9 protein-coding genes are annotated in these 11,899 nt (G+C 50.4%); 3 read left to right on the forward strand and 6 right to left on the reverse strand.

The features are described 5' to 3' along the window. Positions 1–2: 2 nt before the first annotated feature. The 3 genes from qseG (at position 3) to glnB (ending at position 2,546) form a co-directional block, all read left to right on the forward strand. Positions 3–788, forward strand: a complete 786-nt coding sequence (qseG, locus tag LF929_RS05325) for a two-component system QseEF-associated lipoprotein QseG (RefSeq protein WP_038905265.1) — start codon at positions 3–5, stop codon at positions 786–788. After that, entirely contained in the window at positions 785–2,122 is a 1,338-nt protein-coding gene (gene glrR / locus LF929_RS05330) for a two-component system response regulator GlrR (protein WP_012885733.1), read from the forward strand. The genes qseG and glrR overlap by 4 nt, the downstream gene beginning before the upstream one ends. Positions 2,123–2,207: 85 nt before the next feature. Beyond that, positions 2,208–2,546: a nitrogen regulatory protein P-II gene (glnB, locus tag LF929_RS05335; protein WP_012768836.1), complete on the forward strand. Its 339-nt coding sequence runs from the start codon at positions 2,208–2,210 to the stop codon at positions 2,544–2,546. 80 nt (positions 2,547–2,626) lie between these two features. On the opposite strand, the gene pemA is transcribed toward glnB, so the two are convergent. The 6 genes from pemA to hmpA form a co-directional block, all read right to left on the reverse strand. Further along, on the reverse strand, positions 2,627–3,724 hold the full coding sequence (pemA, locus tag LF929_RS05340) for a pectinesterase PemA (protein WP_226092670.1): 1,098 nt from the start codon (positions 3,722–3,724) through the stop codon (positions 2,627–2,629). A 101-nt stretch (positions 3,725–3,825) separates the two neighbouring features. Beyond that, on the reverse strand, positions 3,826–5,484 hold the full coding sequence (gene paeY, locus LF929_RS05345) for a pectin acetylesterase PaeY (RefSeq protein ID WP_226092671.1): 1,659 nt from the start codon (positions 5,482–5,484) through the stop codon (positions 3,826–3,828). Positions 5,485–5,561: 77 nt separating this feature from the next. Then, on the reverse strand, positions 5,562–6,719 hold the full coding sequence (gene pelE1, locus LF929_RS05350; RefSeq protein WP_038905262.1) for a pectate lyase PelE1: 1,158 nt from the start codon (positions 6,717–6,719) through the stop codon (positions 5,562–5,564). Between the two features lie 532 nt (positions 6,720–7,251). Then, complete coding sequence (gene pelE2, locus LF929_RS05355; protein WP_226092672.1) at positions 7,252–8,469, reverse strand: pectate lyase PelE2; 1,218 nt, start codon at positions 8,467–8,469, stop codon at positions 7,252–7,254. 437 nt (positions 8,470–8,906) lie between these two features. Then, a complete protein-coding gene (gene pelA / locus LF929_RS05360) occupies positions 8,907–10,088 on the reverse strand; it encodes a pectate lyase PelA (protein ID WP_318841883.1) in 1,182 nt (393 codons plus the stop codon). A gap of 475 nt (positions 10,089–10,563) precedes the next feature. Continuing rightward, positions 10,564–11,751, reverse strand: a complete 1,188-nt coding sequence (hmpA, locus tag LF929_RS05365) for an NO-inducible flavohemoprotein (protein WP_210174059.1) — start codon at positions 11,749–11,751, stop codon at positions 10,564–10,566. Positions 11,752–11,899 lie beyond the last annotated feature (148 nt).

Raw genomic sequence — 11,899 nt, forward strand, 5'->3', positions numbered from 1 at the left:
CCATGATTGCACGGTTGTTGAGCCTTCTGCCGTTACGAAGCCTGGTGGTGCTGTTACCCGGCCTGGAGGTGATTGCTGTGCTGAAAAAACTGCTGACCGGTTTACCCTTGCTGTTTTTGCTTGCCGGTTGTGCTCAGGACAGTGATAACCCACCTGTTGGTCGGCGAGAGGCTGAAATCGTCAGCCCGCCTAAAGCACAAGTTGCAGACTATCGCACCATGTCATGTGAGCAGGTGTGGCAGCTTCACAACACCGAGGCGATGAATAATGCGCTGTACTGGTTGCGCGTCATGGAATGTGCCTCACGTATGACGCCGATGCAGGCCCGGCAACAGACGCTGCTGGTCGGTGAAAATGACTGGAGTGGGTTATTCCGTCAGGCCATCTTGCTGGACAATGCCGAAACCACCCTGCAAGAACGTCAACAGATTATTGAACAACTGAATCGTCAGCGGTTGAATGTGCCGCTGACGTTATTGCCGCTGTTTCAGGTCTGGCTGGATAAACAGAATTTGATATTGACCCTGGCGGATGAGCGTCAGCGTTTTCAGCGTGCGCAGGAAAACAGCGATAAACAGCTGGAAGCGATGCACGAGCAGCAGACGCAATTACAGTCACAACTGGAAACTACGACACGCAAGCTGGAAAATTTGACCGATATTGAACGCCAACTGTCATCGCGTAAACCGACACAGGGGGATTTGCCTGATGGTGAAAGCCGTCGGGGGAAAAGCGCTGAGAGTGACGCACCGCCGGCTGTGGCGAAAAAAGGAATGAAAAGCGAATGACCACCAGAAAATCCGCCACCCTGCTGTTGGTAGACGATGACCCCAGTCTGCTGAAATTACTGGGGATGCGCCTGACCAGCGAAGGATTTACCGTAATTACGGCAACCAGTGGTCAGGAAGCGCTGCGATTGCTGCTGCGGGAAAAAATTGATCTGGTGATCAGTGACTTGCGCATGGATGAAATGGATGGATTGGCGTTGTTTGCTGAAATTCAGAAGAATCAGCCGGGTATGCCAGTGATCATTTTAACTGCCCACGGGTCTATTCCTGAAGCGGTGGCGGCAACACAGCAAGGGGTGTTCAGCTTTCTGACGAAACCGGTCGATCGTGATGCGCTGTATAAAGCGATTGATGATGCACTCAAGCTTTCACCGCCGACCAGCGACGAAAGCTGGCGCGCCGCGGTGGTGACTCGCAGCCCAATTATGCAACGTCTGCTCGAACAGGCCAAAATGGTGGCACAGTCAGATGTCAGCGTGCTGATTAACGGCCAGAGTGGTACGGGGAAAGAAGTTCTGGCACAGGCGATTCATGCCGCCAGTCCGCGTGCGGGACGGCCATTTATCGCCATCAACTGCGGTGCGTTACCGGAGCCTCTGCTGGAATCTGAATTGTTCGGCCATGCCAGAGGCGCTTTCACCGGTGCTGTCAGCCAGCGCGAAGGGCTATTTCAGGCGGCGGAGGGCGGGACGCTGTTTCTGGATGAAATTGGTGATATGCCGCTGGCACTGCAGGTGAAGCTGCTACGTGTGTTGCAAGAGCGCAAGGTCAGGCCGCTGGGAAGCAACCGGGATCAGGATATCAATGTGCGGATCATCTCCGCTACGCATCGGGATTTGCCCAAGGCGATGGAAAAAGGCGAGTTCCGTGAGGATCTTTACTACCGGCTCAATGTGGTGAATCTCAAGCTTCCGGCATTGAATGAACGTGCAGAAGATATTCCATTGTTGGCGAACCATTTGCTGCGTGAAGCCGCGACCCGGCATAAGCCTTTTGTGCGCAGCTTTTCGACCGATGCCATGAAACGCTTGATGGCGGCCAGTTGGCCTGGCAATGTGCGGCAACTGGTCAATGTCATTGAGCAATGCGTCGCGCTGACCAGTGCGCCGGTCATTGGTGATGCACTGGTAGAACAGGCGCTGGAAGGGGAAAATACGGCGTTACCTACGTTTGCTGAAGCGCGTAACCAATTTGAGCTCAATTATCTGCGAAAATTGCTGCAAATTGCGAAAGGCAACGTCACGCAGGCCGCACGTATGGCCGGGCGTAACCGTACCGAATTTTACAAATTGTTGGCACGGCACGAACTGGACGCCAACGATTTTAAAGAATAGTGTTAAGTTATTGTGAATTGCATGGCCGATCATGATTTCGCCGTGCTGGCTTTTGCCGCTACATAGTGATGATTAGGATTTCACCATGAAAAAAATTGATGCAATTATTAAACCGTTCAAACTGGATGATGTACGCGAGGCGTTGGCTGAAGTTGGCATCACCGGGATGACCGTAACAGAAGTAAAAGGATTCGGGCGCCAGAAAGGCCATACCGAACTGTACCGCGGTGCCGAATACATGGTGGACTTTCTGCCGAAAGTAAAAATCGAGATCGTTGTGTCTGACGATATCGTGGATACCTGTGTGGAAACGATCATGAATACGGCACAGACCGGTAAGATCGGTGATGGCAAGATCTTTGTATTTGATGTCGCTCGCGTGATCCGTATCCGTACCGGTGAAGAGGATGAAACCGCTATCTGACCGGTTACTTTCGGCACATCGAAAGTCAAACAGCCAGCCGTTATCGGCTGGCTGTTTGTTATCAGCAACACGGTAATCGGTCAGGGGAGTGTTGGCGTCCAGTCACCCAGTATTTTGCTTTGGGTGTACTCTGCTGCCTGCGCGTCGGTCAACTGCCGACGAGCTGAGCTTTTTGCCGCACCGGCACCATAAGACTTGTACTCGAAGAAACGGGAGTCTTCCGGATAGAACCAGATGGTATTACCGTCTTTGTCTTTGCCAGACATCTTGTCCCAGCTGTAAATATGGTTATCCATGCTGGTGTTCAGGAATACCGTCTGTCCAATGGCGTTCGGGTCTGCGTAACGTCCATCAGAGAAGGTCGTTGTCGGATGCCAGGGCCGCCCCAGCCCGTAGCTCTGTGCGGGAACCGAGTCGCTTTCTTTAATTACGCGGCTGTTGGTGATCACCAGACCATACTTCTGATTGATGTTGGTGCTGGGTGCGGTCAGGTAGCCAGAAACGCCACTTTTCACATCGGCACGATAGCGTGAAACCAGGTCGCAGTTATTGAACAGAGCCGTGCCGTCGCCAAAGATAAAGTCAACGGTGCCGCTGATTCGACAGTCAGAGAAGAAGCTGCGCCCACCAGACACATACAGCGTGTCCTGATAGCCGACCAGGCTCACATCGTTGAAGTAAGTGCGGTCGCCACTTTTGGTCACGTAAAGCGCAACGGCCTGAGTATCCTTGATTTTAGTGCTGTCACTGTCACTTTTGGCCTGGTTGGCCGGAAAGTCAAAGTCGTTGCGGATAGTCAGTGATTGGGCGCTGAAATCTTTGGCGCTGATGGTCACCGTGCTGCTGCCTGCGGTTCCCCATTTGCTGCCATCCGACTTCAGTGTTCCTGCGGCTATCGCTGCGGCGATAATGGTGCCGTTACGGCTTTCCCCTTTCAGATGCAGGTTATTACGGGTAATGGTCAGGCGCTCGTTATAGACGCCATTTTTGATCAGAATGACAAATGACGAGCTGCCAGCCGGTGCGCTGGCGATAGCATCGGCGATGGTTTTAAACGTTTTGCCGTCGCTGGCGGTTTTCGACACCACGGCATTGTAGGTGGTGGCGGCCTGAGCCTGATGAACGCTGATGGCGACCATCAACGATAGCGCAAGGGTTCCAGAGAGCGTTTTTAACATACACATATTCCTTTAAGTGGTAGGTAACAGAAGTCCAGATGTTTTATGAACAGATAACATCCAATAAAACGTTGCTTTGCCTAAAGCGTGATTTCTCCGTGTTACTGAGTAGTTGCCTGCAGCTTACCGGCCAATTCCCGTAGTGAAGGGGTCGCTTTGATCTGGTCTGCGACTATCGCGGCGACCGCCTGTGCGCCTTTCTGCTGGAAATGGGTGGTATCGGGTTGGGTCAGGCTGCCAGCCTGATTACGGTAATAAGGGTAGCGATCCGGATCGACGGCCAGCCAGTATTGTTGCCACTGCTGTCCATCACCCTGATTCGCCAGCGCCAGTGTTGCGGTTTCGACATCCAATAGCGGTACCTTGTTCTTGCTGGCGGTATCGCGGATGCTCTGGCTGTAATCACCAACAAAGGCATAGCCGCCGGCTTTGTTCTGTTTTGTCAGATGGCTGTGAACCGCCGGTGTTCCATTTTTTCCGTCAGCGTTTTTAACTCGAGCCGTCGGGGTCAACAACACCGGTATCATACGATGCGCCCGGGCGTAACGGATGTAACGTTCCAGCGAAATCTGGAACGACATATCCGGTTTACCCTGTGGGTATTGCGGTTTGCCATCTGCACTGTTGGGATAGGTGCAAAGGTTGGCGACATCGGCAGCTCCGCGAACGGCTTTCTGGCTATCGCAGTTTTGATCGTTATGCCCCATACCGATGAACAGGTAATCACCTGGCCGCATGAATGGCTCCATCTGACGGAACCATCCTTCGTAATAAAAATCGCGCGAACTGCGTCCTGAACGAGCACCGTTGACGACGGCGACATGGCTGTCTGGACGCAGTTGTTGTTCAAACACCTGTCCCCAGCCCATGCGCGGAAAGCGCGCTGTCTCGTAGGTTGCCGCCGTTGAGTCACTCACAATGAAAATACGGGTGCGAGCCTGTTCCAGTGCTTTGCGCTGCTGGCTGGCCCTGGCGAGATCCAAGGGTTCATAACTGCCGGAGGCGTTTAGCCCGACAATCGGGTGGAATCCAATATCGGTCAGCACCGTGTGACCAGCCTCGCCGCTATCATTGTGATAATTACGGGCATGGTTGGTCACCTGGAGGATCTTGGTAAAGGCCGGTGTCAGGGGATTCGGATAGGTTAATGGATCGAACTGGTTAGGGTCGGTAATACCCGCCTGTTTCAGTGCATCATCAAACCCGGTATGGAATTCACGATAAGCGGTTTCCCAGGAGGCGACTGACAAGGGGGGCAGCATGGTGGCATTGAGCAGTTGCTGCGGGCCAATATAGCCGGCTGATGCAGCGATGTCAGATAAAATACGATCGGTCAGCGGATTGATATTGATACGATTTTCATGGCCGTCACGCAACTGAGGTACCAGTGCGCCCAGGCAAACGGCGCGAAGCTGATTACTCGTCAGGCAATTCTGTCCGCCCGCTTCTATAGCGGACAGGCGTAGCGGGGTGACCATTGAAGAAACATCGGCATAAAACCGTCCCTGGATATCGGTTTTCAGGCTGCGCTCTGCGCCACGCTGGTCTTTGATAAGCAAGGTGGCTGGAAAGCGTATGTCACGATGCATCACCTGACCGCTAATCAGCGTGTTGGGGGCAAGCGTCGTGACAGTTAACACCGGCTGCGTGGAAGGAGACGGGGTTTCTGGTGCGGTGGCTGCCGCCAGCACAACAGCAGAGGGCATACAACAAAGCAGCGTGCTGAGAAAAAGCGTCCGTTGCCAGGTAGTGGTAAACATGGTGGTGACCTCTTCTGCCTGCGATTGATGCAGTAAGCGGCCACTAGCTGGAGTGGCCGCTGTTGTTGGCAAGGGAATTACAGTTTGCCGTAGCCTGCGCTGCTGGTGATGCTGCTAGCCAGACTGCTGGTCATGGTCTGAGCCGAATATTTGTACGGCAGAGTCGGTTTGTACGCCGTCAGACCACAAGTATCCAGTTTAGTGGTGGTCGAGCCGTTAACCAGCGAACCTTTATCGGAGAACACCTTGCTGTTGAATTGCTTCACGATGCTACACTCAGGGTTCTTACCGTCAATGCTCTTCAGGTTGGAAAGCGTAAAGGAGTTTGACTCAGACAGGATGCTGCCGCTGGTACCCAGGCCGAAGCTGTACAGGTACGGATAGACGCTGTGCTTCACGTCACCCAGATAAACGTTGTTATAAGCGTGGATGCTACCGAAACGTACGCGTGGAGTACGTTCGGTTACGCGGTCAAACACGTTGTTGTGGAAGGTGACGCGCAGTTTGCCGGAATCCTGAGAGCCGTTACTGTCGCTGTGGCCGATCAGGATGGTTTTGTCGTGCAGTTCGAAGCGGCTGTAAGAAATAGTGACGTAGTCAGACCCTTTCTTGATATCCAGTGCGCCGTCGTGTTGAACGTATTTTTCACCATCTTTGGTGGTGTATTTATCGTCAGTGAAGCTGCCATCGCTGATGGTGACATGGTCAACCCAAACGTTGGTTGAGTTGTCGATAACGGCTGCATCCCACTCGGCGTTCCAGCCATCCCCACTTTCATAATGTGGAGCGACGTCTACCGGCGTTTCGATATACAGGTTACGCAGGATAACGTTGCTTACGCCTTTGATTACCAGCGAACCGTTGGTGAATTTACCATTGCTACCAACACCGATAATGGTGGTATTGGATGGGATACTGATCTGGCTACGGGCCTTCTGGTCGTCAAAGCTGGTGTAGGCTTTGCCACCGCTGATATCAATCGGTCCGGTTACTTTGATGATTTTGGGTGATGAGTCAGTTCCATTCAGGGCTTTTTTAAAGTCGCTAATGTTTTTTACTTCAACTGCTTTTGCTGCCTTCGCTCCACCGGTAGTGCCGCCGTTTTGCGTTGCCCAGCCAGTTGTTGCAGCATCAGTTTCTACTGCCGCATAAGCAGAGGTAGCCATCAGTGCGGCTGTGACAATGGCAGCCAGTAAACTTTTTTTTCCTGCAGAAGACACACGAGAGTTATTCATAGACCGTTTCCTTGCGCTGTAGGCGCTAATCCAAAGTGCATTGTTGAAAATCGAAAAACCGTTTGTGAAAAAATGAAATGCCATTTTGTCCTTCGGCAAGGCGGATTTTTAAGCATTTTTGATTGTATGTTTTGAGATCAAAATCTCGTTTTTTTTATGAGACTTATTAATTTTGTCTAAAGTGTGATCGAGACCGGTAACTTTCACCAATAGATGTTGAATTAATTTTTCTATTAAATTCAGTGATATAATTTGGTGTTTTTGTCTGTGGTAAGGGGGGCGGTTAACAATAGATTCGATTTTTATTAAATATAATTTCATTGATATGAGGGGCTTATGTCAGGCTGAGCCCGCCAACGCTAATGGTGAAAATCGGACCGGCGTGTGCAAAACACCGTTGTTGCAGAACTGAAAAATGTTGGAGTGAGAAAGGGCGATATTCTTACTGAGGCAATGCGATGGGTAGATAGGGAAGCGGGGAAGAAACTGAGAGGCCACTGATGAGTGGTGGCCTCCATGATTGAGCGGAGAATTACAGTTTGCCGTAACCCGCGTTGCTGCTGATGCTGTTTGCCAGACTAGTCGTAATGCTCTGAGCTGAGTATTTGTAGGGGATTTTAGCGGTATAAGCGCTGAAACCAAAACCGCAACCGTTTAGATTGTATGCCGCACCGTTGATGATTGAGCCTTTATCGGAGAAGATCTTGCCGTTAAAGGCTTTGACCACGCTGCATTCTTTATCACGGCCACTGATCTTTTTGAGATTATCAATAGTAAAGGCGTTGGATTCAGACAGCAGGCTACCGCCGGTGCCGATGCCGAAGCTGTACTGATAACGGTAGGCTTTGTGGTTAACGTCGCCGATGTAGACGTTGTTGTAAGCATGCACGCTACCGAAACGTACCCGAGGCGTTCGTTCACCGACGCGGTCAAACACGTTGTTGTGGAAGGTGACGCGCAGTTTGCCGGAATCCTGTGAGCCGTTGCTGTCGCTGTGGCCGATCAGAATGGTTTTGTCATGCAGTTCGAAACGACTGTTGGAAACGGTAACGTAGTCAGAGCCTTTCTTGATATCCAGCGCCCCGTCATGCTGGACATATTTTTCGCCATTTTTAGTGGTGTATTTGTCATCGGTAAAGCTGCCATCGCTGATGGTCACGTGGTCAACCCAAACGTGATCCGAGTTATCGATCACGGCGGCATCCCACTCGGCGTTCCAGCCATCACCGGTTTCATAATGTGGCGCGACGTCCACCGGGGTTTCGATATACAGATTACGCAGGATGACGTTGCTCACGCCTTTGATAACCAGCGAACCGTTGGTGAATTTACCTTTGTTGCCGATACCGATAATGGTGGTATTGGACGGAATGCTGATCTGGCTGCGGGCTTTCTGGTCGTCAAAGCTGGTATAGGCTTTGCCGCCGCTGATATCGATAGCGCCGGTTACCTGAATAATCTTGGGTGACGAATCGCTTCCATTCAACGCAGCTTTAAATTCGCTGATACTTTTCACGGCATAGATTTTAGACGATGACGCTTTAGCGCCGCCGGTTGTACCGCCGCTTTGTGTTGCCCAGCCGGTAGAAGCGGTTTCTGTCGCTTTGGTGGTTTGCAGGCTAGCGGCAGACGCAGTGGATACCATCAGCGCAGTGGCGATGACGGCGGCTAACACGTTTTTCGTGGTGCTGAGGGCAGAACGTCCGGTTATTTTCTGTCTCGAAACAGAAGACATAGATAAGTTGTTCATCACGATTTTCCTTATTCCTTGTTCACGCTGTGACTGTTCCAGGGGTATCGATGGATAACGGTGTCTCAGAAAACGGAATAGCATTTCATCTTTTGGTTTGGCGACTATTCGTGTGTTTTCAGTGCCTATTTTGTGAACTGTTTCACGATGATGGTAATCGCTTTTGTTAACAAAAAATAATCTATTGACTGAATTTGTAACCTTGTGTTACGTACGCGATTTTTATATTTCAAATAATATCAATGAGTTGATTGGGTGATTTTCGCTATTTAGCGTAGGTATGATTAAATAAATTGCGTATTGGTGAGTGGGGGATACAACGCTGTTCTAACCGGCGTGGAAGGACAGGATAAGCGATGAAAAGCAAAAGTGGTGTAAAAACGGCTGCTAATGCAGCCGTTGAAAACACGAATCCGTTGAAAAAACGAAAAGGGAAATTACAGTTTGCCTGAGCCGGCTTTATCCGTAATGGATTGTGCCAGTGCGGCAGTCATTGGCTGAACGGTATAAACGTAAGGAATTGCACTGGTATAGGCGCTGAAACCACAACCGGATAGATCAACCGCGCTGCCGTTTAGTGTGGAACCGCTATCGGAAAAAATGGAGCCGTTGAATTTCTTCACAATCTTACAGGCTTTGCTGGCGCTCAGATTCGCAATAGTGAAGCTGTTGCCTTCCGATAATACGCTGCCGCTGGTACCGATACCAAAGCTGTATAAGTAGCGGTAAACCGGATCTTTTACGTCACCTTTGAAAACGTTATTGAAACTGTGGATGCTGCCGTAACGTACGCGAGGAGCGCGTTCGGTGACGCGGTTGAACACGTTATTAAACAGGGTGACGTGTAGCTTACCTTTGTCCTGAGCGGAGTTAGTGTCGCTATGGCCGATCAACATGGTTTTGTCGTGCTGATCGATAAGGCTGTTGGAGATGGTCACGTAGTCGGAGCCACGTTTGATATCCAGTGCGCCGTCATGCTGCACATAGGTTTCGCCATCTTTGGTGGTGTACATGTCATCAGTGAAGCTGCCGTCAGTGATGGTGACGTGATCAATCCACACGTGGTGCGCACCATTGGTGATATTCATGCCGTCCCACTCGGCATTCCAGCCATCACCTGCTTCATAGTGCGGCTCAACATCAATCGGCGTCTGAATATAGACGTTACGAATGATGACGTTGTTGGTACCGTCGGTGCCATCAATAATCAGCGAACCGTTGAGGAATTTTGCGTCGCTACCAATCCCGATAACGGTGGTATTAGCGGGAATCATAATCTGGCTGCGGGCTTTTTGATCGGCAAAGTCTTTGTAAGGTGTACCGCCGCTGATATCAATCGTCCCTTTTATCTGAATAATCTTTGCAACTGTACCAGCGCTCAATGCACTAGTGAATTCGCTGATATTCGTGACGATGTAGATATTGTTGCTGCTTGCGGCCGCCCCGCCAGTGGTCGTGCCGTTTTGCGATGCCCAGCCGACAGAAGGGGCCGATTCCAACGCTTTATTGTTAATCAGCTCAGCGGCGGACACGCCAGAGGTCATCACGCCAGCTATCAGGGTAGCCAGCAGATAGGTTGAAGAGCGGGTAAAAGAACGTCCTGATGATGTGTTCATCATATTTTCCTTAGTTGACGCTTGTTTGAGTATTAAAAATTTCCATATATATCGAAAGGCATTTTTTATTTATTGCCCGCAAAGACATCACGTCATGAATTTCACTATTTATTAACTTTACTGCATTAACAATAATGAATATGTGTTGCTGATGTCGCTGAAGGGCTGCCAATGAATACGATCTATTTATTTATTTTTCAATTGAAACAAATAATGAAACACCGTTTTAAATGTAACATTGTATTTTTTATCTCTGATTGGAATAGATTACTATGGCTTTCTTTTTATTCGGGAATAAAGCAAGAAATGATAACTCGCGTTATTTTTCTGTGTGGCGAGTAGGGAGATGAAAAAGTTCTTAAAAAAGCTGTGATGAGTTTATTTGGAAACACGCTTCCCGTATTTTCTTTTAGAAAATAAAACAGGCCGGATGATCGGCCTGCTGACATTGTAGAGGTAAAAATATCGTCGGTGTGAGCTATATCACTTTGTGTGGACCAAAACATTCGTAATGAATGTGTGACTCGGTCATTCCCGCTTCCAGCAATTGCCGGGCGGCAAATTGCATAAAAGCAACCGGACCGCATAAATAACACTGTAGGTCTGCCACCGGCAGTGATGTGGGAAGGTCCTGCAACGCCATTAAGCCGTGGAAAATTGCAGGGTGTGGTGTCGCTTGTGGTGGCGTTTCCCGATACCAGATATAGGATTGCAGTTGCGGCAATGCCGTACCAAGGTTGGCGACTTCATCCGCGAAAGCGTGTACTTCTGGGTTTTCTGCCGCATGCAGCCAGAAGATGTCACCCTGATGGTGTTGCTGTTTCAGGCTATGCAACATGCTGAGCATCGGCGTCTGGCCGACCCCCGCGGAAATCAGCGCCACCGGTGTTGATGGCGCAACATCCAGAAAGAAATCGCCGTGCGGTGCAGCCAGTTCAATGATGTCACCTTCACGGGCTATCTCATGCAGGTAGCCCGATACACTGCCCATGGCTTCACGTTTGACCGCGATACGGTAGTAGCATCCATTGGGTTCAGTAGTTAGTGAGTACTGACGAATTTCCTGATGCTCAAGGCGCTTATCACGGATATAGACCGCCAGATACTGACCCGGACGGTACGCAGCGATAGGGCCGCCGTCCGCCGGTTCCAGCGTGAAGCTGGTAATCAGGCTGCTCTGAGGCTGTTTTGATACGATACGAAACGGTCGCGTGCCATACCATCCCCCGTGTTGTTCGGCGCTGTGCTGATAAATGCCACTTTCCCGCTGGATAAAGACTTCTGCCAGTACATTGTAGGCTTTGCCCCAGGCATCCAATACCGCCTGACCCGGCTTTAGCATTTCTTCAAGTGTTGCCAGCAGGTGAGTACCTACTATCTGATATTGCTCCGGGCGGATGGTAAAGCTGGCATGTTTCTGGGCGATTCGCTCGACAGCAGGCAGCAGCGCAGGCAGGTTTTCAATGTGTGTCGCATAGGCACAAATCGCATTGAATAACGCTTCGCGCTGATCGCCGTTACGCTGATTGCTCATATTGAAGATATCTTTCAATTCCGGATTATGCTGAAACATCCGTTGGTAAAAGTGCGCGGTTAACGCCGGGCCAGTTTCGGCCAGTAGCGGTATCGTGGATTTAATGGTGGCGATGGTTTGTTGATCCAGCATGGTGAACCCCTTCGTTATTGTCATTAAGTTGCATTTAAAATGCATGTTATTAGAAAGGGCTCTGCCTGTAAATACCTCGGTGCAATGGGGCAAAGGGAAGGGCGACGATGGTGTGAATGAAAAAAATGCAGGTGACGAATGAGAAAAA

Origin of the sequence: Dickeya oryzae, assembly GCF_020406815.2 — a bacterium.
GTDB lineage: Bacteria > Pseudomonadota > Gammaproteobacteria > Enterobacterales > Enterobacteriaceae > Dickeya > Dickeya oryzae.